Raw genomic sequence first — 21438 nt, forward strand, 5'->3', positions numbered from 1 at the left:
TTTGTGAACTTAACAGGAGAGGCTGAAATGAAAATGTCAAAAATCGACAAAGTACTGGTAGGTGAAGCTCTTGTAGGTGAAGGCAATGAATTGGCGCATGTCGACCTGATCATGGGGCCGCGCGGCAGCGCCGCCGAAACGGCGTTCTGCATTACACTGACTAATCAGAAGCGCGGGGATAACGCTTTATTGGCGCTGGTGGCGCCCAATCTGATGGCCAAGCCCAATACGGTCATGTTCAATAAAGTCGAAATCAAAAACGAGAAACAGGCCACGCAAATGTTCGGTCCGGCCGAGCGCGGCGTCGCCAAGGCGGTTGCCGACAGCGTTAAAACGGGCGTCATACCGCTGGAGGAAGCCAACGATATTTTTATCTGTGTCGGCGTTTTTATCCACTGGGAAGCCGAGGACAATAATAAAATCCAGGACTGGAATTACGAGGCCACGATGCTGGCGATCAAGCGCGCCGTTGAGGGCACGCCGACAGCCGAGGAAGTGATCCGTCAGGAAGATGTCGCCCATCATCCGCTGGCAGCGCACGATTAATCACTGCCATCAAGCATTTGATGACTGCTGTCTCATCTCATCAATTCAAGGCATAAAACCGCGAACGACTGCCTGGACGGGAACTGATTCAGTCATTGCCCGGCATAAACACTTTCCTTGGGGCTTATGCATACGGTAGGGAAAGTCGCCCGCAGGTCATGGCGCCTGTATCCAGACAGTTCTGTTCGTTCGAGGCAAATATCCCCAGGCTAGCGCATGACAGCCGTTATAAGGCGGGTTTATTGACGATATTCAGTTTATCGGATTCGATGCCGATCAAAAAATCGCCCTTCAGCAGTCCCACCAGTTCCCTGCCCGCCATGCTGAAGCGCCAGCCGTGCAGTAACGAGCACTCGTCGTCATCGTTGAATAGCAGTACTTCCAGGTCTTTGCGTGTGGCAAGAATGGCTGGATTCAGCGAGTTCTCTTCGGCCCTGACCCGAACCAGCGCCGTCAAAATATCCAGTATGGCTTCCTGCTGCTGCGTTTTCCGGGCGGGTCTGCCTTTTTCGTGCAACGGAACGGGCGGGCGTTGCCTGGCGTCGTTGATCAACTGGCACAGCACCTTTCCGTATCGGTTGACGGTGCGCTCGTTAATGCCGCGCACTTCGGCCAGGGCGCTGACGGTACCGGGCTGAAGCTTGGCCAGTTCAAGCAACATATCATCGCGCATCAGCCAGCTTCTGGGCCTGTCTTCAACCTGCGCGGTACGTTCGCGCCATTCACACAGTACCTGGACAATCGACAGCTGCCGACCTGTCAATTTGTTTTTACCCTTGACCTTTAACCAGGCTTTTTCCGGTGACACCAGGTAGAGTTCGGGATTCTTCAATAGCTCAAAATCGCTTTTCAGCCAGTCGAAACGGCCAAGCTCCTGAAGCTTCTGGCGCATGATCAGATAGACCTGACACAAATAAATCACGTCATCGGCCGCATAGCGCAACTGCTCCTCGCTTAACGGCCGTACGGTCCAGTCGGTGCGCGTATGCGCTTTGCTGAGGTTGATATTGAGAAAGCTGGACACCAGCATGGCATAACCGGGATTATCCTGAAAGCCCAGCAAAGGCGCGGCTATTTGGGTATCGAAAATCGGCTCGGGGATGCTGCCTCTTAATTGAAAGAAGATCTCCAGGTCCTGTCTGCAGGAATGGAAGACCTTGATAATGGCGGGATTGTACAATGCGTCGAAAAGTTCGCTTAAATCGGGCAGCGCGATGGGATCGACGCAGGCCACCCATTCGGGCGTGGCAATCTGCAACAGGCAGAACTTTGGAAAGTAGGTTTTTTCTCTCAAAAACTCGGTATCCAGCGCCAGCCAGGGTTCTGTCAAGATTTGCCGGCACAACGCACTTAGCTTTTCCGGCGTATCAATATATTGAATAGTAGTCATAATTATCACAATAACAGTTTTTTTATTTTTAACCTACCTCGGTCATGAATTTGATCGAACTGCATCTGATAGGTTGATGGTAAAATCGTTTTATTTAGAGTGTGTCTATATGAAATACCGCATTATTCCCGTCACGGCCTTTCAGCAAAACTGCTCCCTGCTGATCTGCGAGCGAACCGGCAAGGCCGCTGTCGTTGACCCGGGAGGTGATGTCGACCTGATTCTGGACGCCATCGAGCAGGAACAGGTGATGCTGGAATCCATTCTGCTGACGCATGGCCATCTCGATCACATTGGCGGCACTTATGAACTGGCCTCTTCCTTTAGTATTCCCATTGTCGGCCCTCACCGCGACGACCAGTTCTGGATTGATGCCATTGCGGCCCAATGCCGGACCTTCGGCTTTCCTGCCTGCCATAAGTTCAAACCGACACGCTGGCTGGTGCACGGCGATAAGGTCACAGTCGGGGAAGAAACGCTAGAGGTATTGCATTGTCCGGGACATACGCCCGGCCATGTGGTTTTTTATCACCGTCAGTCGCAACTGGCGATTGTGGGTGATGTCTTGTTTAAAGGCTCAATCGGACGGACCGATTTTCCTAAAGGCGATTTTCATACATTGATCAGTTCCATAAAAAATAATTTATGGCCTTTGGGCGAACAGGTCGCGTTCATTCCCGGCCACGGCCCGATGTCTACCTTTGGCGAGGAAATGCGCCGCAATCCTTATGTCGGTGTTTAGCCTACGATGCCCGACAGGTCGGTGCCCTGATTATCCAATTGCGCGGAACGCTGCCGCCCGCGCCGAAAATTGCCTTTTCCACGTTTTTTACTGCGCGCTTTTATACGCGTTATGTTCAATTTTTGCTGATTGATTTCCACTGTTTTCAGGTGTTGAAAGATATCCGGCGGCATGCCGGCCGGCAATTCGATAATGGTATAGACACCATGAATATCGACTCTGTTGATATTATTCTTATCAACGCCGGATTCTTCAACCAGAACCTTTCTGATTTCTTCTACCGTAACATGATGGGTTCGGCCTATGTCCAGGCGATAGCGTATCATTTTGATAGGCGGCAGACCGGGTGACGGCGGCGGTTTGATGGCCGGCTTTTGTTCCTCCCATAAACCAATGGACGATATAGTCGCCGCCGACTGGTTTAAATAAACCAAAGCCGCGGCGCAATCCAAAATATCCGCATCCAGTTCAGCGGCTATTTCCTTGATGACGGCACGATGGGCCTCCAGGTTCTGGCTGCTTAAAATCTGCCGCAAACGTTTTGTCAACGGTTCGGCTTGGCTGACCGCTTCAGCCGTTACACTATTCCTGTCATTCATCCTGTTTTACGATCGATCGCTGTTAACCGCACTACTTTAGAGTCTATCCTGGTAAATTTCCACAAATGCTTCATCACGCAGCCTGCGCATCCAAAGTTCGGTTTCTTCTTCAATTTTACGTTTGCGTATGGCTTCCCTGACCTGATTCTTTTTGTACTCGTCGCTATTATCCTTGTTTTCCCTATCCTGAACCTGAATTAAATGCCAGCCGAACTGTGTCTGCACGGGCTCGCTGATTTCATTGGTAGCCAGTTGCTCCATGGCGTCTTCGAACGGCTTTACCAAATCGCCGGGGCCGACCCAGTCGAGACTACCGCCTTTTAATGCCGATCCTTTGTCGTCGGAGTGGGCGCGCGCCAACGCTGCAAAATCCTCGCCGTTTGCCAGCCGCTCTTTCAAGGCCAGCAAGCGTTTTCTTGCCTCGGCATCATCGATCAGCTCATTGGTTTTGATCAGGATATGCCGGACTTTGGTTTTAGTGACGATATGCTGCTCCGAACCTTTTTGTTCGAGCAATTTCACAATATGAAAACCGCTCGGGCTGCGAATGGGGTCGGCGATATCGCCCGGATTCATGTCCCCGACCTCACTAGCAAACATGGTCGGTATATCGCCCTTGGTGCGCCAGCCCAGATCGCCGCCTTTCAAGGCATTGGCATCATCTGAATAGCTCATCGCCGCCTGCGCGAAATCGCCGCCCGCGCGCAGTTTTTCAACCAGCTCATTGGCTTTGGCCCAGGCTTTTTGTATTTCCTGCGCCGACGCGGCTTCTTGAACGGCAATCAGGATATGGCCAAGATGATACTGAGTCGCCTCCTCGCCAATCTTGCCCTGGGTTTCCAGGTAGTGTTCAACCTCTCTGTCGGTCACTTTGATGCGCCCGCCAATTTCCCGTCCGCGCAACTGGTTGATAATAATCTCATTACGCATGGTATCCAAAAAACCCTGGTAGCTGATGCCCTGACTTTCCAGCTCGGCCCGAAACTCCCGGGCAGTCATATTATTTCTTCGCATAATCTCAGTCGCCTGGCTGTTCAGCATTTCCTCGGTCACCGTGATGCCGGCTCTCTCAGCCATCTGACGTTGCAGCATATCGATAATCATTCTTTCCAGCACCTGCTTGCGCAGGATATAACTCGGCGGCACAACGGCATTATTGGCCTCGATTCGCTGCACGACAGCCGCGACTTCCCGCTCCAGTTCACGGTCAAGAATCACGTCATCTTCAACGACAGCAACAATTTTATCCAGCACTTCCGCATGCACTGCGCCAAAAGCGCTGAAAAATAAACTACAAAGCAGTACAGGTACAATCAATTTTTTCATATTTTTTTGAAAAATTATTTCGTCGGTTTCCGGTAACCATAAATATTCTCTTCAAAGAACTCATCCAGTTTTTCTCCCACACCGGTCAAGCCTTTAAGCTCTATTTGGAAAAATACGCCGGTCTGGCTTTCGCCTTCCGGATCGAGATTAGCGAAATCGACATTAGAGATAGCGGTATCGCCAAACACATTAAGGACGGCAGTGTTCACCCAGCGCCGGCCGATCACGCGGAAACGCCAGCAGCAGTTCTCTTTTTCAAAGCCGAAAAAGCTTTCCCGCGTGGCATTATTGAGCAAGGAGTACTGCCAGCGCCCCACCGCATACCAGTTGTTGTATATGGGCCAATGGAATGAAATATCGCTTTGGATAATATCATTGCGCCGGTCAGGGAAAGTCACGACCGTATTTTTTCTATACCGGTAACCGATATTGATAATTTCACCGGGATGATTAATATAATGCAGCATGACATCACCTCGGACGATGTCATTGACATCCGGGCTCCATTGTAGACCGCTGTCAACCGATAAATGATCCGTTAACCGGACATTTAGTTCACTCACCAGGTTGGAAAAACGGCTGGTTTCAAGCGGCCGGTTAACTGTGCATAACGGTGAGTAATAGCTGCCGCATAAACCGACTTCCCTATCCCGGAAATAGAAAATCTCACCGATATCGAATCTGAGTCTTTCCCTGCCGGTCTCAGAATCGACCAGACGCGAAGTAAGGGCGGCCGTGATCTGGTTTGCATCCTGTACCCTGTCGTTGCCGCTGAAGCGGTTTTCCCTGAACAAACTGCTGAAGTTGAAATCATAGAGCGAGGTATCGAACAACGGTATGTCGTCCTGATCGTCTTTGGGAATATACAGGTAGAATAACCTCGGCTCTATCGTATGCCTGAAGGAATTCTCGCCAAAGTCGAATTCACGCTCAAAAAACAGGCCGCCGTCGACGGATGCGATAGGCAGGGTTCTGGAAATGGAATCCGGTTGCCCTAAATTTCTTGTTTCCTGCTTGCTTAACAGGTATTGGGTATGCTGCAGGGAAAATTTCGGCCTTAAAAAAGCACCGGCCGTTTCCAGCGGGAAACTGACTGATGGCTTGACATTGATCCTCTGGCCATTTACCAGATGATCATGCTGAAAATTGACATATTCAGTGTTCATGGCAGCATCGAGCGGCATGAAATCGAAGCTGTGGTTCAGATTCAAAATACTTTGCGGCAATCTCCGATAAGGGCGGTTTTGCGGCCGTATTGCCTTGTCAATCGCCTGATAATTCTCAACCCGGTTAATAAATGAAACGCCCTTGTTGACATAACTGACATTCGCCTGGCTGTGCAAATAGCTTAAATTAGTCAGGCTCAGCGCATTTCCAAGGTCATTGAAATAGTCCTTATCAGATACATAACTGAGATCCAGATATGAACTGATATGCGGCGTGAACCGGGTGCTGTTTAAAATCTTGGCAAAATACCGTGATTGATCCCGCAACCTGTCGTCGGGCATGAATTCGAGATTTAACTTGCCTTCTGTCATCTTGGTCAGATAACGAAACTCGCCGCCCAGTAAAATGCCTCTTTTTGACAGGTAACGAGGTCTTAAAGTCGCATCGTAGTTAGGGGCGATATTCCAGTAGTAAGGCACGGATACATTGAATCCCCCGCGTTGCGTATTGCCGAAAGAAGGCGCCAGGAAACCGGACAACCTTCTGTCATCGATAGGAAACGAAAGATAAGGCGAATAGAATACAGGCGTGCCTTTAAACTCCAGCCAGGCATTTCTGGCCGAGCCCTGGCCGGTTATATCATTCAGTTTCAATTCGGAGGCATGGACCACCCAATCCTGGTTGCCGGGACGACAGCTGGTATAGGCGACCTCTTTATAGCGGGACAGGGTCTTGCTGTCGCGGTAAACGACTTGCGCCCGCCCTCTGATCGGTGCCGCCGGCGCTATAAACATCGTATCCCTCAGCCTGCCCTGATCAGTGGCCAAATTAAGTACGGCCGTATCGCTGTACAAGGCCAGTTCATCTTCGCTGTAATAAACATCGCCCTGCAGATCGAGCGTTTCCGAAACCGTATCATAATTAGCCATATCCGACAGAATGTGCTGATCGGCACGATTAATTTGGACATTGCCGAAATAGCTGCTGATTTCGGTATCGAAAAGTTCCGAATAGTCCGACCGAACCTCCAGCGGCGAAGTCTCCCGCAAGTGTTTTTCCGGCACAAACGTCGGCGATACCGGGGTATCCACCATGCAATTTTCCCACGGATCATATTTCAACTGCGAGTGCAAGGTGGTAAAGATTTGTTCCTGTTGCCAATCAAATGCCGGATCCAGCAGCAGCCCCGGTTTAGTCTCATCCGTGGCAACAATCTGCGCCTGGCCTTTCGGATCATTACCCTCCAGCTTGCAACTCCAGTTCTGGTTTTCCTCACCGGGCGCGCAACTCCATCCCGGACGCCGCTGTGCTTTTGCAACGCTGACGGTTTTGGTGCTTCCCAGATCAACCGGAACCGGTTCATTCGGATCGATAACGACGGGGCGTTTGACAACTACCCGCCGCTTATCTTCAGGATCGACTACAACCGGTGTTTCGTTTTCCACTACCTCAGTGGCGGCTGACTCGAGGTCTTCTACAGGTTTGGCCAAAACCGGTTCGGTCTCTTCAACAGGCTCGGGAACTGCTGGCTGTGCGGCTTGAACAGGTTCAGGAACAACCGGTGGCTGCGTTTCTTCAACCGGTGCGGGTTGAGTTGCCGCTTGTGCCTCATCGGTTTTCCCGGCTGGCTTCGCTTCGCCAACGCAAACCCACTCCTTGCTGTCCTTGTTTTGCTCGCAATTCCAAACTGCTTCATTGGCAAAACCGAGAGATGCGTAAAAAGAGGGTAAGAAAACCAGAAATAAGCGGCGCCGCATAGAGGATAGAAGTTTAGTAGCTTAAAGAATCACAAATCGATAAAATGCTGAATTCAGCATTTTACCTTATTTACTGCAGCATTATAACTAAACTCTTCTATTCCTCATGATGCCCGAAGACTTAAGAGCATTATCCATGCTCGACTGGCTCGAAAACGATTTATTATTGGATATTCGCTCTTGTGAATCTGCTTCCAGTGACGCCAGTTTCAGGCGCTACTTCAGAATCAAGGCGCCGCAAGGCCAATTTATCGTTATGGATGCGCCTCCGCCCCAAGAAAACACCGAACCCTTCATAAGAATCGCTGGTTTGCTGGCGCGTTCTGAAGTCAATGTACCGACTATTTTCCAACAAAACCCCGGCGACGGATTTTTATTGCTGGAAGATTTCGGTTCCCAGTGCTTACTGGATCAATTGAATGAGCATACCGCCGCCGATTTATATCAAAGCGCCTTTGACAGCTTGTTTAAGCTGCAAACCAAAACGCCGCAAATCGGCAGCGACCTGCCCGCCTACGACGAGCCGTTACTGAAAAGGGAACTGGCTATTTTCGATGACTGGTTTCTAGAGCGATCGCTGGACATCGCCATGCCGGAGCAACTGCGAAACGCGGTGCATGAAATACTGATCGCCTCGGCGCTGGAGCAGCCGACTACTTGCGTGCATCGCGATTTTCACTCGCGCAATCTGATGGTGCTGGAAGCCGATTCACCCGGCGTGATCGATTTTCAGGATGCCGTTATCGGGCCTATCACCTATGATCTGGTGTCGCTGCTGCGCGACTGTTATATAGCCTGGCCCGAACAGCAGGTCGACCAGTGGATGACGCGGTATTATCACCGCCTCCTGCAGGCAGGCCTGATCGATTGCGATCCGCCTCGCTTTAAACGCTGGTTCGACCTGATGGGCATGCAGCGGCACCTGAAAGCCATCGGCATTTTTTCACGCCTGCATATCCGGGATAACAAACCCGGCTATCTGAAAGACATACCTCGCACGCTGAATTACGTCACCGCCGTTTGCGCTAGCTACCCTGAATTAGCCGATTTTGGCCGGTTTCTACACGAACAGGTCTTGCCCAGACTATGAAAGCCATGATTTTAGCGGCAGGACGCGGTGAGAGAATGCGCCCCTTGACCGATCACACCCCCAAACCCTTGCTGCCCGCTGCCGGAAAAGCGCTTATCGAACACACGATCACGCAACTGGTCGCGGCGGGTTTCCATGAAATCATCATCAATCACGCCCATCTGGGCCAGCAAATTGAACAGCGGATTGGCAATGGCGAACGGTTCGGCGCCGAAATTCGCTACTCGCCCGAAGGCGAGCAGGGACTGGAAACGGCCGGCGGCATTATCAATGCCCTGCCCTTGTTGGGCAAGGAGGCATTCTTGGTCGTCAATGGCGATATTGCCACGGACTTCCCGTTTGCAGAACTGAAAAACCTCAATATTGATCTGGCGCATCTGGTATTAGTCGGCAATCCGGAGCACAATAGACAGGGTGATTTCGGCCTTGATAAGACCGGCAAGGTCATTGAAAACGGCTTGGAAAAATTCACCTTTAGCGGAATCGGACTCTACCGTCCTGAACTATTTGGCAATACACCGGTCGGAAAAATTAAACTAGCGCCGTTGCTGCGGACGGCCATCCCGGAACGCAGAATATCGGGACAAAAATTCGATGGTTTCTGGATGGACATAGGCACTCCGCAGCGCCTAAAAGAACTGGACCTTTACTACAAGCAAAGAGAGAGCAATCATGACTGACCATATCTATAAAAAAATAGAACTGACCGGTTCCTCAACCGTCAGCATGCAGGAAGCCATCGAAAATGCCGTCAGCAAGGCCGCAAAAACCCTTCATGATCTGCGCTGGTTTGAAGTTGTCGAAACCCGTGGAAATATAGAAAACGGTAAAATTGCTCACTGGCAAGTAACGATAAAAGTCGGGTTTTCACTGACCGAATAAGAAATCTTCAGAGAGGCATCGACACCGCCTCTCTCTCACCCGCCGTCCATTTAGAACAGGCCATAAAACGCCGAAGCGGCAGCCCTGTTTCCAGCTAAAATCCCATGCAGGGCTTTTACACTACGGCGCTATGCCTCTGGATTCCAATGTAGGTGCGAATTTATTCGCACTATTCGCACTATTCGCACTATGCGAACTATAGGGCTCAAGTGAATTCGCATCCATCACAGACATGCCCCCGCCGATTACCCGCAATACACGTCCAAAAGCCGCGGCGCCCAGCGCGGCAAACGGGAATAAAAACCGACCATGCGTAACATCAGTTTTTAATTGTTATTTACCCCTTCATTCATTTTGAAAAAGCGATAAACCGCCGATAAGGCGAACCCTGCTTCCAGGTAAAAGCCTCCGTGTAATAATGCATTAACGCCAGGTAGCCCAATAAACCCACGGTAATGACCTTACGAAATTCCACATCAAAAAGGTAGATGGTTATTAAATTCACCGCATCATCTCCGTAGTTCTGCAAGGTAAACGCCAGCGCAAAGGAGAGCACCGGCAGCACGACAAAAACATGTACGTTGCAGCGCGCGGCATAACGGTAGATAAAATTCCCGGGATGCGAATGATGCTTGTTGTAGTCATGCGTCACATAGAAGACATAAGCCGTCGCATCGTGAACCAGTCTTGGCACCAGAATAGCGAGAAAATAATACTGCTGGCTGTAAAAATAAAAACTGCTCAGTACAAGCAAGGTATTGGCCCATAGAAACAGCTTGCCAAATAGAGTGGTGGCATAGCGCTGACACAACACCGTACTTAGCGCCAGGCCGATGCACAAGCCGGCCGCCGCATGCTTGACCCATTCGGTTTGCTGTGCATCCAGGGTGTTTTTCAGGAATATGCCGACATAAACAAATATACCGGCCGCCACACTCAGCCACAACAACAGGTAAAACGCCCATGACGGCAGATGACAAACGCCTCGGGCCACGCCGTGCTGCTGCTTAAGCACATGGTAAACGGTCCAGCAGGCCACAAGCACATAAAAAACCAGATAGGGAATAAACAGGCTACCGATGCCGAAGAAAGCCGCTATCGCGACAGTCATTAAAATGATTTTCAGCTTATAAAACTTCAGATACTCCTTATTGCTTGCCATGACAATGGCGCTGGCGATAATGTGAGGCGTGCCAAAAACGATTTGAAACAATATGAAATGGTGGGGACTGCTTGGCAAATAGCGCTGCAGAAAACCTTGCCAAAATCCGACATCAAGCAACTGAAGCAGTAAACAAGCGGGAATAATGGCATACAATCCCAATAGCAGCCGGAACGATACGGCCAGCTTATTCTCAGAAGGCAGGTCTTGAATTGGAATGGTTGGCGCGGACATGGAACGACCTTTTTACTGTTTGTTATAATTTTTTAAAAATAGTAAATTAACCCCAATTTTCCGATTAATTCAAGCATCGTTATAAAAACCATGGCATTTGAGCTGCACCCTCGCCTCCAGCAAGACTGCGTCGAAGTCGGCCGATTTCAACTGAGTCGCTTGCTGATGATGAACGACAGCCAGTATCCCTGGTTTATCCTGGTGCCCGAAAAAGCGGGGCTGCGCGAGATTTATCAACTGACAAAACCCGAGCGGGGACTGTTGCTTGACGAATCCAGTTATCTGGCGGAAAACCTGGCCGCGCTTTACAAAGCCGACAAGATGAATATCGCCTCTATCGGCAATCAGGTGCCGCAACTGCACATTCATCACATCGTCCGCTACCAGACCGATAAAGCCTGGCCGGCACCGGTCTGGGGAAAATTTGATGCCGTTCCCTATACGCAACAGCAGATCACGGAAAATCTCATGCGCCTTAGGGACCGGTTAGACTGGCTTAATTAACCAAAAATTCGGTAAAAAACACGTCCTTAAACCCTTCGCTGCTTCCATGTCTTTCCAATGTCTCGCGTATCGCGACAATACTTTCCTGCCGCAACCCTTCACGCTGCTCCATCGTTTGCAAGGTATCAAAAGACCGGCCGCTGTAGAGCATGATCAACTCATGTCTTAATGCCGGCAGATGTTTTTTTATGCTTGCCAGCGCTTTTTCACCCTCGACCATTAACTGGATGTTTACCTGAAGATATTTTCTCGGCTCGGCCAAATTAACAGTAAATTTAGGATTCATCTCCAAATATTCTATAATTGCCCCTATTTTTTCTTCATCTCCGACAGCGGTATAAGCAGGGATGAATAAAAGGCTTAATAATAAAACAAACAAACGCACATCCAACTCCGTTTAACTTAAATATCAGGCCTTATAGACCTTTTCAAAATAATACCAGGCAATGACACGTAACTATCCTATCGGCCCCATCATGCTGGATGTTGAGGGTTTGACTCTCGCTCCGCATGAAACAGAAATAATAAACCATCCGAATACCGGAGCGGTTATACTTTTTTCACGCAATTATGAAAGCCCCGAGCAAGTCACTGAACTGATCGCGAGCATTCGCGCGGCGCGTCAGGGTAATATACTGATTGCCGTTGACCAGGAGGGCGGCAGAGTGCAGCGTTTCCAAAACGGCTTCACCCGCCTGCCGCCAGCAGCCTGTTATGCACAGGCGCCTGAACTGGCCGAGCCGGCCGGCTGGCTCATGGCCGCCGAATTATTGGCCGTCGGCGTCGATTTCAGCTTTGCGCCGGTGCTTGATATCGATTGCCGCATCAGCGAAATTATCGGTAACCGCTCGTTTTCCACAGACCATGAACTGGCGACGCGGCTGTCAAGCGCCTTTAGAAAAGGCATGAATGCCGCCGGCATGGCAGCCACGGGAAAGCATTTTCCGGGCCACGGTGCCGTAGCGCTGGATTCTCATCTTACCCTTCCTGTCGATGAAAGAGACCTGGACAGTATCCGGAACAAAGACCTAATGCCGTTCAAGCAGCTCATCGCCGAAGGACTGGAAGGCATTATGCCCGCACATGTGCTTTATCCGAACATTGATGCCAGCCCGGCCGGTTTTTCGCCGTTTTGGATACGGCAGATTTTGCGCAGGGAACTTAACTTTAACGGCACGGTTTTCAGTGATGACTTAAGCATGGAAGGGGCCGCATCAGTCGGCGATTTCCCTGAACGCGCAAGGCTGGCACAGCAAGCCGGTTGCGATATGATACTGATCTGTAATAATCCGCGCGCCGCGGAACAAGTGCTCGATACGCTGCCCATCACCCAGGACCCGCTCAGGGAGCAACGGCTCAACAACATGCGTGGTAAACCGCAAATGAACCGCGAGCAGTTAATCAACTGTGAGAAATGGCAAAAAATTTCAGCTCAAATCAATCAAATTTATAATCATGCTTGAAGAAATCAAACACGTACAAGCCACCGCTGATTTACTGTATAGCGAACAGGAAGTTGAGGCCGCCCTGGACAAAATGGCTCAAGAAATCAATGCCCGGCTGGCCGAGCGCAATCCGTTATTCCTCTGCGTCATGAACGGCGGCCTGGTCACGGCGGGCAAATTGATGACCCGCTTGCAGATACCGCTTACCCTGGACGCCATCAATGCCAGCCGCTATCAAAACCAGACTTCGGGCGGCCACATTAAATGGGTTCTTAAACCGGACACACCGCTTAAAGGCAGAACGGTACTGTTGGTCGATGATATCCTCGACGAAGGCATCACGTTGCAGGCAGTCTACCAATATTGCCTGGAACAGGGCGCTACGGAGGTCTTCACCGCCGTGCTGGTTGATAAAATTCTCGACCATGAAAAACCGATAACGGCAGACTTTGTCGGCCTGAAAGTTGAGAACCGTTACCTGTTCGGCTACGGCATGGACTACAAGGGCTACTTACGCAATGCAGCCGGCATTTATGCCTGCAAAGAACAAAATGAGGAAATGACATCATGACCAAACTGGCCATCATCGGCGGCACGGGGCTCACCCAAATGCATGACCTGAAAATCATCAGGCGGGATCGCGTCACCACGCCTTACGGCTTGCCTTCGGCCGAATACATTACCGGCGAGCTGAGCCATACTGAAGTGATATTTCTGGCCAGACATGGCAATCCCCACCGCATACCGCCTCATAAAATCAATTATCGCGCCAATATCTGGGGACTTAAGGAACTGGGCGTCGAACAAATCATTGCCGTGGCCGCGGTCGGCGGCATTACTTCTGAAATGGAGCCCGCGCATATCGCCATTCCGGACCAGATTATCGATTACACTTATGACCGCAAGCATACTTTTTTCGAAGACGACAATGAGGTGACTCATATAGACTTTACTTATCCCTACAGTCAAAAGCTGCGCTCCCGTTTAATCACCGCCGCGGCCCAAGCCCACCTCAAAATAACCCCATTGGGCACCTATGGCTGCAAACAGGGCCCGCGACTGGAATCAGCCGCGGAAATACGGCGCATGGAGCGTGACGGCTGCGACCTGGTGGGCATGACCGGCATGCCGGAAGCGGCTTTGGCCAAGGAACTGAATATGGATTATGCCACGATTGCCGTTGTGGCGAACTGGGCTGCCGGCAAAACCGACGGCGAAATTACCATGGCGGAAATTGAGCAACATCTGCATAAAGGCATGGCTGATGCCGCCGAATTGTTGAAAACCTTTATTTCCCTGTCATATGACTGACATGACTTGTAACGCTTAAGCGCTGGGTTCCTTTAGCACAACGATCATGAAAAATAGGTTACCTTACTTTCATGCGAAAGGCCTATTTTCTCGGCAAAGGGCTAACGAAAACTGAAAGCTGAAAGAAAGAACCGGATATAATGGACAATTAGTAAGTGAGTAGCTTGCAGTAACCAAGATAATTTTCAATTACCAGGTTACCCATTAGTTTTTGGAGATTTAGTATATATGACCGATAGATTAAGGCCGCTAACCCCGGCTATATTGACCCTGGACGACAAGACCTACACATTGCCCACTTATATAGGGGTTGAAGGTGAGAAAGCGATTGATATTTCCAAACTTCGCAGCCAGACCGGTTATGTGACACTTGATGACGGTTATGGAAATACAGGCGCTTGCGAAAGCGCCATCACTTTTATTGACGGCGAAAAAGGTATTCTGCGTTACCGGGGCTATCCTATTGAAGAATTGGCCGAGCATTCAGGTTTTGTCGAAGTCGCCTACCTGTTGCTGTATGGCGAATTGCCGACCGTGGATCAGCTGCGGCACTTCTCGACTGCATTGAATGATTCTTCGATCATTCATGAAGACATGCACCATTTTTTCAACGGTTTTCCGCGCGGCTCGCATCCCATGGGGATTCTGGCAACGATGGTCGCGTCGTTATCGACTTTTTATCCGGTGTTTGATCGCCTCGATGAAGCATCTGAAATACAAATTGTAGCGAACCTGGTTTCGCAGGTACGCACCATTGCGGCGTTTTCCTATAAAAAATCGATAGGCGAACCGCTGGTTTATCCCTCCATCAAGTTCACCTATGTGCGCAACTTTCTGAACATGATGTTCTCGTCACCGGTACGCGATTATCAACTAGACGATGATATCGTGCGCGCGATAGATATGCTGCTGATATTACATGCCGACCACGAACAAAACTGCAGCACCTCTTCTGTCCGCACCGCAGGCTCCAGCATGGCCAATGTCTATGCCGTTATTTCCGCCGGTATTTCCGCACTCTGGGGGCCTCGTCATGGCGGCGCCAACCAGGAAGTGATTAAGATGCTGGAACAAATACATGCGGAGGGTGGCGATGGCACTGAATTCATCAACGAGGCCAAAAACAAGAACTCGGCCAAGCGCCTGATGGGCTTCGGTCACAGGGTTTATAAGAATTATGATCCTCGGGCCATTGTATTGAAAAAACATTGCGACATATTACTCAACAAGCCAGGCATCAAAGACCCTCTGCTTGATATTGCCAGACGAATTGAAGAAGTCGCGCTGAAAGACGACTATTTCATTTCACGCAAGCTGTATCCGAATGTGGATTTCTATTCCGGCCTGATATTGCGCGCAGCCGGCATTCCTACCAATATGTTTACCGTCCTGTTTGCTATTGGCCGCATGCCAGGGTGGCTGGCTCATTGGCGAGAAATGATCCATGGTGAGCGCGTTGCTATTTATCGCCCCCGTCAGATCTATGTCGGCGAACCCATACGGCATTACTGCAATATAAGCGAGCGATCTTCTAATAAATAATGCGTTTAATAGCGCAAGAATTCGATTATCTGCCGAAGCGCAATGCAAAAACGGATTTAGCGACAGAACGCCAGCGATCGATACACACGGTCTGCCGGATTTATGGATAGAGGATCAGGCACGCCTATGCCTGCAAGATGCTGATACTTGATTTTCTCCTTGCGCTTCCATGTCTGGCTATCAAGCACACAGACGGTTACGCGAAACCTTATTGCGCTTGATAACAGCCAATACTGGGCGACCAACCCAACCGGTCGCCCTTCTGAAAATTAAATGTTTCTAATATTTTTTTAATTTCAATCCAGCATCAGCGAAATCATTAGAAATCGAATTCAGACTCATCGAAATCATCCAACTGTTCCTTCAACCGCTTCTTTTCCCAATAGATTTCAATCTTCCTTCGGGCATCCCTTTTTATAGTCTCATTTTTAATACCATCAGAAAATGAAGCATATTCGTTATCTTCAAACAGATCGTTGTCATCATGCTCAATTTCTGCGCCATTTCTTCTTGAACTGGTTTTGATAACTGATTTAGAAGATGTTTTAGACATTTTTTAAACTCACATTAAAGAATTTTTCTTATTAATTCTTGCCATGAAAACATGCAAAGAATAAAAACATTACCATTAAAATTTTAACTTTAACTCAATAAAGAACCCGCTTATATTTTTATCAATCTCCGTTAAGATTTTTTTAATTATCGCTACAAAGACATCGTAGTTAAGAATAAGTTTAGCATTGCCTCAACTTGATTTTTTGCCCGCGCCTAAAGGGCAAATACCCATGGCCGGCGGTTGGACCGACCTTCAGCGACCCGACCTAATAAAACTAACCTTTGCCCCGTGTACGTGTACGGTGGTTACTGCCTAGTGATTTATCCTTGGCCGCCCCCAGCGCTTCAAAACGTTTTTCAATAAATTGAATAATCAGATCGGCAATATCCTTGCCGCTGGTTTGTTCGATACCCCGCAGCCCTGGTGATGAATTGACTTCCATAATGACGGAGCCATGATTGGAGCGCAGCATATCCACGCCGCAAACATTGAGCCCCATGATTTTTGCGGCCCTTACAGCAGTAGAGCGCTCTTCCGGAGTCAATCTGACCAGCGTAGCTGTTCCGCCGCGATGTAAATTAGAGCGAAACTCGCCCGCCGCACTCTGGCGCCTCATGGCAGCCACTACTTTATCGCCAACGACAAAACAGCGAATATCGCTGCCTTCGGCTTCCTTGATAAACTCCTGCACCATAATATTGGCTTTAAGCCCCATAAAAGCCTGAATAACACTTTCGGCCGCGTTATGCGTTTCCGCCAACACTACGCCTATCCCTTGCGTGCCTTCCAATAATTTAATGACTAACGGCGCACCGCCTACTTGAGAGATCAGATCTTCAATGTCATCCGGATTATTGGCAAAACCGGTTACCGGCAGGCCGATACCTTTACGCGCCAACAATTGTATTGAGCGTAATTTATCGCGCGAACGTGAGATAGCCACAGACTCATTCAATGGAAATACATTCATCATTTCAAATTGCCTTAACACCGCAGTACCGTAAAAAGTGACCGAAGCGCCAATACGGGGAATCACGGCATCAAATCCTGTCAGATCCTCGCCCCGATAATGGATGGACGGATTATGCGACGTGATATTCATATAACAGCGCAAAACATCCAAAACCCGTACCTCATGTCCGCGTGCTTCGGCGGCTTCAACCAATCGAGCGGTTGAATATAATTTAGAGTTACGAGACAAAATAGCAATTTTCATAAAAGAGTAATTCCTCACATATAAGTTAAATCATATTTTGTCATGAAACATGCAGGCAAGCATTAGAAATAACTGATTCTTATCAAGGGTCGGCGGAATTTCTTAAGGGCTGTTTAAAAATCAAAGCTTAAACTATAGCTTTAGCCGAACACCGGAAAGATCAGAATGGCCGTTACAATCATTCCCGTCTGAGCACTAAGAAAAAAGATAAAAGCCCAACAGATTACTATGATTGACAGGAAGATTTATGCATAGGCAAGTAACCGTTTTCAGCTTTAGCAGAACATATTTACAACATGGATATATCGGGCTGACGTTGCTGCTTGCCGGCTTAATCAATGGCTGCGCATCGGAACCACCATTTCAGCCATTCCACCAACCGCCTCCCGCTTATAAAGGCGCCCTTAATTCTCACAAGGCGCCTTATAACCGTCCTTATAAAGTAAGAGGCAAGACCTACTATCCATTGCATTCCGCGGAAGGTTACAGAGAACGGGGCATCGCCAGCTGGTATGGATCGGAATCCGGCAACCGTACCGCCATGGGAACCCGTTTCAAACCAGGCGGCCTGTCAGCCGCACATAAAACGCTGCCATTACCAAGCCGAGTACGCGTCACTAATTTGCGTAATGGCCTTTACGTTGATGTCCTGGTAAATGATCGCGGTCCGTTTAAAAAGGGCAGATTGATTGATTTATCTGAAGGAGCCGCCAAAAAAATCGGCTTGCGAGGCCAGGCCGAGGTAGAAGTCAGGTATCTGGAAAATCAGGCACGCATCAATGAGTGAGCCGCCTTGTTTCATAATAAACTGTGCTGTAATAAAAGCGGGGGAATTGCCGGATTACGGCCTGTCGTTAATAGTTGCAACCAGGATCAGCCCGGCGGCCATTTCATTTGGCGGCCGCCCAGCAGATGCAGATGCAAGTGATAGACTTCCTGCCCGCCTCGCTTGTTGCAACTGATTGCCGTTCTATAGCCGTCTTCAGCCAACCCTTCCTGCTTTGCCAGTTTCACGACGGTCTGTAACAGTCGGCCGGCCAATTCGGTATCATCCAAGTCATTCAATGTCGGGACATGGACTTTAGGGATAACCAGAATATGCACAGGAGCCTGCGGATTAATATCCCTGAATGCCAATATACGATCATCTTCAAAAACCACATCCGGTTTAATTTCGCCGGCAACCATTTTGCAAAACAAACAATCAGCCATAGTTTTCACCTTGAGTTTTGGATCTAAATTTGTTTTCTTCCGTTAAATGCATGAGATAACGTGCCGCTGTCGATAAACTCCAATTCGCCGCCCATCGGTACGCCGTGGGCGATTCTGCTGGCTTGCACATGATATTTTCCGGCCAGTTCTCCAATGAAGTATGCGGTTGCCTCACCCTCTACCGTTGAACTCGTGGCCAATATCAATTCATTTACGCTGCCTGTCGCCAGGCGCTGTTCCAGTATATCCAGGCCGAGTTCATCCGGCCCGATGCCGTCTAACGGCGACAGTCGTCCGTGCAAGACAAAGTAACGCCCTTTAAACACAGCGGCCTGATCAATAATCCAGACATCAGCCGGATTCTCAACGATACAAATCAGGGAACTGTCGCGTGAATTGTCAGCGCAGATTCCGCATAGGCTATCTTCGGTCAACGTGCGGCACTCACGGCAGTAGCCGATTTCATCAATAGCCCGCAACAGTGTTTCAGCCAGCAATCTGGCGCCGTTGCGGTTATGCTGGAGTAATTGAAAAGCCATGCGTTGAGCGGTTTTGGGACCTACGCCGGGCAGACAGCACAAGCTCTGTATCAACTGGCCCAATAAGCCATTTTTCTGCATGTCTAGAAAGGCATCTGGAACCCGGGCGGCAACGGAATGCCGGCTGTTATATCAGCCATTTTTTCTTTTTTCATTTTTGACACTTTATTGACGGCATCATTAATAGCGGCCGCAACCATATCTTCCAGCATATCCTTGTCTTCAGCCAGCAAAGAATCATCGATCGTAACCTTTCTGGCTTCCCGCTTGCCGGTCATCAAGATAGTCACCAGGCCGCCACCGGCTTCACCCATCACCTGCATGGATGCAAGTTCTTCTTGAGCTTTCTTGATATCTTCCTGCATTTTTTGGGCTTGCTGCATGAGATTACCCAGCGCATTCTTCATTGTTTCACTCCTAATATATTGTTAAACAGGCTCTATCGTACCGGGCAGCACCCTGGCATCAAAATGTTCTTTCAAAGCCTGAATATTCTCGTCTGAATTAATAGCATCAACAGCCGCCTGCTGCCTGTCTTCCCGCGCCTTAATCAATTGTACCGCCGGTGTATCGATAACGGTTTTTTCGGTATTAATCACCAGTTTCAGTGATGTGCCGCGGTAACGCCGCAGGGCGTTTTGCAATTTTTCTTCTGTGACCGCACTACGCAGTTGTTTGTGCCCTGGATCCAATACTAATGTGCACACTTTATCATCTATATTTTCCAGAATACAGTTATTGGCCAGCTCCCGGGTCATGCCGCCAATCCTCATGGCAACAATCATTTCAGCCCAGTCATTGTCGCCTTTGCCATTCACTGGCGCTTGCACAGGCTCAGTCTGATTAACTGCTGTGACAGGCGGTTGCTGCGGCTTGGTCTCCTGCTTAAGGACAGTTCGGGGAGACTGGGTCGGCTTGACGGGATTCGGCTCCTGCACTGCCGGCCTGAACGTCAGCATGCGCAACATAACCATTTCGAAGCCACTGCGCGGATCGGGCGCCAAATCCAGATCTCTTTGTCCTATCAAGCCAATCTGGTAATAAAGCTGAACATCTTCAGGCGTGAACCGTGAGGCCAGCGCCGCAATCATGTCGGCATCAAATTCATGATTGATGACTCCAGGCACTTGCTGAACCATGGCTATGCGGTGCAGAAACTGCAGAATTTGTTGCAAAACATCACTGAAATCAGGGGTTAAATTGGCGATTTCATCGATTTTATCAAGAATAGCCGCAGCGTCATCGTCGGCCAGGGCTGTTAACAGATCGTCCACGGGCTGCTGGGCAACGGTGCCCAGCATGGCGCTAACTTGTTCCGCACTCACTCTACCGTTACCGAAGACGATGGCCTGATCCAGCAGGCTCAATCCGTCACGCATACTGCCATCGGCGGCGCGTGCCAGTAATTTCAGAGCCGCGTCTTCAGATTCGATTTTCTCTTGCTGGAGTATAAACTCCATCTGTTGCAAGATCTGGGTCGGGAGCAAGCGCTTCAGATTAAACTGCAGACAGCGCGACAGTACGGTGACGGGAATTTTATGCGGGTCCGTAGTCGCCAACAGGAATTTGACATGCGGAGGCGGTTCTTCCAGGGTTTTGAGCAAGGCATTAAAGCTATGCCCCGACAACATATGCACCTCGTCGATCAGATAGACCTTATAGCGGCCTTGATTGGGTGCATACTGGACGTTATCCAGTAAATCCCGCGTATCTTCGACTTTGGTACGGGATGCCGCATCCACCTCGATTAAATCCAGAAACCGGCCTTCATCAAGATCGCGACAGACACTACATTCTCCGCAAGGATTAAACCCCTGCAGATTCAGGCAATTGATGGCTTTGGCCAGGATTCTGGCGATTGTGGTCTTGCCGACGCCCCGGGTTCCGGTAAACAAATAGGCATGATGAAGTCTGTCATGCTGCAAAGCGTTCATCAACGATTTGACAACATGTTCTTGTCCGACAACTTCTGTGAAATTATGAGGACGCCATTTTCTGGCGAGAACCTGGTAATTCATTGCAGGCTCGAAAGATGATTATAGAGTTGGGCGGCAACCATGCCAGCCACATCCCGGCACACGAATCTGCTGCTACCGTTGCTCCCTTCCGGGCCTGGCGGGGTTTACAGCGTATCGTTGCGAGAGGACCGACACGGTTACCATGAAACAATCAGCCGTAGCGGCTAAAGAGGTGACATTATGTTTGAATTCATCCAATA

General features: G+C 49.5%; 23 protein-coding genes and 1 other RNA gene. 11 read left to right on the forward strand and 13 right to left on the reverse strand.

The features are described from left to right. Nucleotides 1-33 precede the first annotated feature (33 nt). Complete coding sequence (gene fae / locus EK22_RS12190) at nt 34-546, forward strand: formaldehyde-activating enzyme (protein ID WP_036251419.1); 513 nt, start codon at nt 34-36, stop codon at nt 544-546. Between the two features lie 226 nt (nt 547-772). Here the strand turns inward: fae and rnd are convergent, their stop codons facing one another. Beyond that, nucleotides 773-1936, reverse strand: coding sequence for a ribonuclease D (rnd, locus tag EK22_RS12195; protein WP_027146977.1), 1164 nt, complete (start codon nt 1934-1936; stop codon nt 773-775). Nucleotides 1937-2045: 109 nt separating this feature from the next. Here rnd and EK22_RS12200 point away from each other — a divergent pair, with 109 nt between their 5' ends. Next, the gene (locus EK22_RS12200) at nt 2046-2678 is read left to right on the forward strand and encodes an MBL fold metallo-hydrolase (protein ID WP_020157454.1); all 633 of its coding nucleotides are present in this window, start codon (nt 2046-2048) and stop codon (nt 2676-2678) included. On the opposite strand, the gene EK22_RS12205 is transcribed toward EK22_RS12200, so the two are convergent. Genes EK22_RS12205 through lptD form a run of 3 tightly spaced genes read right to left on the reverse strand, consistent with a single transcriptional unit; the run spans nt 2675 to nt 7527 of the window. Then, the gene (locus EK22_RS12205; RefSeq protein WP_036251316.1) at nt 2675-3277 is read right to left on the reverse strand and encodes a DbpA RNA binding domain-containing protein; all 603 of its coding nucleotides are present in this window, start codon (nt 3275-3277) and stop codon (nt 2675-2677) included. The two genes, EK22_RS12200 and EK22_RS12205, sit on opposite strands and share 4 nt — an antisense overlap. 36 nt (nt 3278-3313) lie before the next feature. Then, nucleotides 3314-4603 carry a peptidylprolyl isomerase gene (locus EK22_RS12210; protein WP_020157456.1) on the reverse strand — a complete coding sequence of 430 codons (1290 nt, stop codon included), beginning with the start codon at nt 4601-4603 and terminating at the stop codon, nt 3314-3316. Nucleotides 4604-4617: 14 nt separating this feature from the next. Next, nucleotides 4618-7527 carry an LPS-assembly protein LptD gene (lptD, locus tag EK22_RS12215; RefSeq protein ID WP_020157457.1) on the reverse strand — a complete coding sequence of 970 codons (2910 nt, stop codon included), beginning with the start codon at nt 7525-7527 and terminating at the stop codon, nt 4618-4620. Between the two features lie 136 nt (nt 7528-7663). Between lptD and EK22_RS12220 the strand changes: the two genes are divergently transcribed. From EK22_RS12220 to EK22_RS12230, 3 genes are read left to right on the forward strand one after another with little or no spacing between them, the layout of a single operon-like run. After that, entirely contained in the window at nt 7664-8617 is a 954-nt protein-coding gene (locus EK22_RS12220; protein ID WP_020157458.1) for an aminoglycoside phosphotransferase family protein, read from the forward strand. After that, nucleotides 8614-9297 (forward strand): N-acetylmuramate alpha-1-phosphate uridylyltransferase MurU, encoded by a 684-nt coding sequence (gene murU / locus EK22_RS12225; RefSeq protein WP_036251318.1) that lies wholly within the window; start codon nt 8614-8616, stop codon nt 9295-9297. The genes EK22_RS12220 and murU overlap by 4 nt, the downstream gene beginning before the upstream one ends. After that, entirely contained in the window at nt 9290-9499 is a 210-nt protein-coding gene (locus tag EK22_RS12230; RefSeq protein WP_020157460.1) for a dodecin, read from the forward strand. Before murU ends, EK22_RS12230 begins: the two co-directional genes overlap by 8 nt. A 349-nt stretch (nt 9500-9848) precedes the next feature. Here the strand turns inward: EK22_RS12230 and EK22_RS12235 are convergent, their stop codons facing one another. After that, nucleotides 9849-10895, reverse strand: coding sequence for a hypothetical protein (locus EK22_RS12235; RefSeq protein WP_036251321.1), 1047 nt, complete (start codon nt 10893-10895; stop codon nt 9849-9851). A gap of 90 nt (nt 10896-10985) precedes the next feature. On the opposite strand from EK22_RS12235, the gene EK22_RS12240 reads away from it, so the two are divergent. Next, nucleotides 10986-11399: an HIT domain-containing protein gene (locus tag EK22_RS12240; protein WP_020157462.1), complete on the forward strand. Its 414-nt coding sequence runs from the start codon at nt 10986-10988 to the stop codon at nt 11397-11399. Here the strand turns inward: EK22_RS12240 and fliL are convergent. Then, on the reverse strand, nt 11392-11784 hold the full coding sequence (gene fliL / locus EK22_RS12245; protein ID WP_036251421.1) for a flagellar basal body-associated FliL family protein: 393 nt from the start codon (nt 11782-11784) through the stop codon (nt 11392-11394). The genes EK22_RS12240 and fliL overlap by 8 nt on opposite strands. A 61-nt stretch (nt 11785-11845) precedes the next feature. On the opposite strand from fliL, the gene nagZ reads away from it, so the two are divergent. From nagZ to EK22_RS12265, 4 genes are all read left to right on the forward strand, one after another. Continuing rightward, complete coding sequence (gene nagZ, locus EK22_RS12250) at nt 11846-12862, forward strand: beta-N-acetylhexosaminidase (RefSeq protein WP_036251324.1); 1017 nt, start codon at nt 11846-11848, stop codon at nt 12860-12862. Continuing rightward, the gene (locus EK22_RS12255) at nt 12855-13415 is read left to right on the forward strand and encodes a hypoxanthine-guanine phosphoribosyltransferase (protein WP_036251326.1); all 561 of its coding nucleotides are present in this window, start codon (nt 12855-12857) and stop codon (nt 13413-13415) included. The genes nagZ and EK22_RS12255 overlap by 8 nt, the downstream gene beginning before the upstream one ends. Next, entirely contained in the window at nt 13412-14155 is a 744-nt protein-coding gene (locus EK22_RS12260; protein WP_020157466.1) for an S-methyl-5'-thioinosine phosphorylase, read from the forward strand. The genes EK22_RS12255 and EK22_RS12260 overlap by 4 nt, the downstream gene beginning before the upstream one ends. A 228-nt stretch (nt 14156-14383) precedes the next feature. After that, on the forward strand, nt 14384-15697 hold the full coding sequence (locus tag EK22_RS12265) for a citrate synthase (RefSeq protein WP_036251328.1): 1314 nt from the start codon (nt 14384-14386) through the stop codon (nt 15695-15697). 319 nt (nt 15698-16016) lie between these two features. On the opposite strand, the gene EK22_RS12270 is transcribed toward EK22_RS12265, so the two are convergent. Both EK22_RS12270 and rimK read right to left on the reverse strand, forming a co-directional pair. After that, entirely contained in the window at nt 16017-16250 is a 234-nt protein-coding gene (locus EK22_RS12270; RefSeq protein WP_020157468.1) for a PA3496 family putative envelope integrity protein, read from the reverse strand. Nucleotides 16251-16527: 277 nt separating this feature from the next. Further along, on the reverse strand, nt 16528-17469 hold the full coding sequence (rimK, locus tag EK22_RS12275) for a 30S ribosomal protein S6--L-glutamate ligase (RefSeq protein ID WP_027146981.1): 942 nt from the start codon (nt 17467-17469) through the stop codon (nt 16528-16530). A gap of 247 nt (nt 17470-17716) precedes the next feature. Between rimK and EK22_RS12280 the strand changes: the two genes are divergently transcribed. Then, entirely contained in the window at nt 17717-18256 is a 540-nt protein-coding gene (locus EK22_RS12280) for a septal ring lytic transglycosylase RlpA family protein (RefSeq protein ID WP_020157470.1), read from the forward strand. Between the two features lie 86 nt (nt 18257-18342). Here the strand turns inward: EK22_RS12280 and EK22_RS12285 are convergent, their stop codons facing one another. The 5 genes from EK22_RS12285 to ffs form a co-directional block, all read right to left on the reverse strand. Next, the gene (locus tag EK22_RS12285; RefSeq protein ID WP_020157471.1) at nt 18343-18681 is read right to left on the reverse strand and encodes a histidine triad nucleotide-binding protein; all 339 of its coding nucleotides are present in this window, start codon (nt 18679-18681) and stop codon (nt 18343-18345) included. A 23-nt stretch (nt 18682-18704) separates the two neighbouring features. Further along, nucleotides 18705-19301 carry a recombination mediator RecR gene (gene recR / locus EK22_RS12290; RefSeq protein WP_020157472.1) on the reverse strand — a complete coding sequence of 199 codons (597 nt, stop codon included), beginning with the start codon at nt 19299-19301 and terminating at the stop codon, nt 18705-18707. A 2-nt stretch (nt 19302-19303) separates the two neighbouring features. Next, nucleotides 19304-19627: a YbaB/EbfC family nucleoid-associated protein gene (locus EK22_RS12295; protein ID WP_020157473.1), complete on the reverse strand. Its 324-nt coding sequence runs from the start codon at nt 19625-19627 to the stop codon at nt 19304-19306. A gap of 21 nt (nt 19628-19648) precedes the next feature. Beyond that, entirely contained in the window at nt 19649-21238 is a 1590-nt protein-coding gene (gene dnaX / locus EK22_RS12300) for a DNA polymerase III subunit gamma/tau (RefSeq protein WP_036251331.1), read from the reverse strand. Between the two features lie 37 nt (nt 21239-21275). Further along, nucleotides 21276-21372: signal recognition particle sRNA small type (gene ffs, locus EK22_RS23680), an RNA gene on the reverse strand. Nucleotides 21373-21438: the final 66 nt, after the last annotated feature.

This window comes from Methylobacter sp. BBA5.1 (genome assembly GCF_000746145.1).
Taxonomy (GTDB): Bacteria; Pseudomonadota; Gammaproteobacteria; order Methylococcales; family Methylomonadaceae; genus Methylobacter; species Methylobacter marinus.

What these genes read in the sequence shown, in the direction of transcription:
- EK22_RS12220 (WP_020157458.1), top strand. Translation starts at nt 7,664, where the DNA reads ATGCTCGACTGGCTCGAAAACGATTTATTATTGGATATTCGCTCTTGT.
- EK22_RS12255 (WP_036251326.1), top strand. Translation starts at nt 12,855, where the DNA reads ATGCTTGAAGAAATCAAACACGTACAAGCCACCGCTGATTTACTGTAT.
- EK22_RS12205 (WP_036251316.1), bottom strand. Translation starts at nt 3,277, where the DNA reads ATGAATGACAGGAATAGTGTAACGGCTGAAGCGGTCAGCCAAGCCGAA.
- EK22_RS12270 (WP_020157468.1), bottom strand. Translation starts at nt 16,250, where the DNA reads ATGTCTAAAACATCTTCTAAATCAGTTATCAAAACCAGTTCAAGAAGA.
- fae (WP_036251419.1), top strand. Translation starts at nt 34, where the DNA reads ATGTCAAAAATCGACAAAGTACTGGTAGGTGAAGCTCTTGTAGGTGAA.
- EK22_RS12280 (WP_020157470.1), top strand. Translation starts at nt 17,717, where the DNA reads ATGCATAGGCAAGTAACCGTTTTCAGCTTTAGCAGAACATATTTACAA.
- EK22_RS12240 (WP_020157462.1), top strand. Translation starts at nt 10,986, where the DNA reads ATGGCATTTGAGCTGCACCCTCGCCTCCAGCAAGACTGCGTCGAAGTC.
- EK22_RS12210 (WP_020157456.1), bottom strand. Translation starts at nt 4,603, where the DNA reads ATGAAAAAATTGATTGTACCTGTACTGCTTTGTAGTTTATTTTTCAGC.
- EK22_RS12295 (WP_020157473.1), bottom strand. Translation starts at nt 19,627, where the DNA reads ATGAAGAATGCGCTGGGTAATCTCATGCAGCAAGCCCAAAAAATGCAG.
- EK22_RS12285 (WP_020157471.1), bottom strand. Translation starts at nt 18,681, where the DNA reads ATGGCTGATTGTTTGTTTTGCAAAATGGTTGCCGGCGAAATTAAACCG.
- recR (WP_020157472.1), bottom strand. Translation starts at nt 19,301, where the DNA reads ATGCAGAAAAATGGCTTATTGGGCCAGTTGATACAGAGCTTGTGCTGT.
- EK22_RS12265 (WP_036251328.1), top strand. Translation starts at nt 14,384, where the DNA reads ATGACCGATAGATTAAGGCCGCTAACCCCGGCTATATTGACCCTGGAC.
- EK22_RS12200 (WP_020157454.1), top strand. Translation starts at nt 2,046, where the DNA reads ATGAAATACCGCATTATTCCCGTCACGGCCTTTCAGCAAAACTGCTCC.
- rnd (WP_027146977.1), bottom strand. Translation starts at nt 1,936, where the DNA reads ATGACTACTATTCAATATATTGATACGCCGGAAAAGCTAAGTGCGTTG.
- murU (WP_036251318.1), top strand. Translation starts at nt 8,614, where the DNA reads ATGAAAGCCATGATTTTAGCGGCAGGACGCGGTGAGAGAATGCGCCCC.
- nagZ (WP_036251324.1), top strand. Translation starts at nt 11,846, where the DNA reads ATGACACGTAACTATCCTATCGGCCCCATCATGCTGGATGTTGAGGGT.
- rimK (WP_027146981.1), bottom strand. Translation starts at nt 17,469, where the DNA reads ATGAAAATTGCTATTTTGTCTCGTAACTCTAAATTATATTCAACCGCT.
- dnaX (WP_036251331.1), bottom strand. Translation starts at nt 21,238, where the DNA reads ATGAATTACCAGGTTCTCGCCAGAAAATGGCGTCCTCATAATTTCACA.
- EK22_RS12230 (WP_020157460.1), top strand. Translation starts at nt 9,290, where the DNA reads ATGACTGACCATATCTATAAAAAAATAGAACTGACCGGTTCCTCAACC.
- EK22_RS12235 (WP_036251321.1), bottom strand. Translation starts at nt 10,895, where the DNA reads ATGTCCGCGCCAACCATTCCAATTCAAGACCTGCCTTCTGAGAATAAG.
- lptD (WP_020157457.1), bottom strand. Translation starts at nt 7,527, where the DNA reads ATGCGGCGCCGCTTATTTCTGGTTTTCTTACCCTCTTTTTACGCATCT.
- EK22_RS12260 (WP_020157466.1), top strand. Translation starts at nt 13,412, where the DNA reads ATGACCAAACTGGCCATCATCGGCGGCACGGGGCTCACCCAAATGCAT.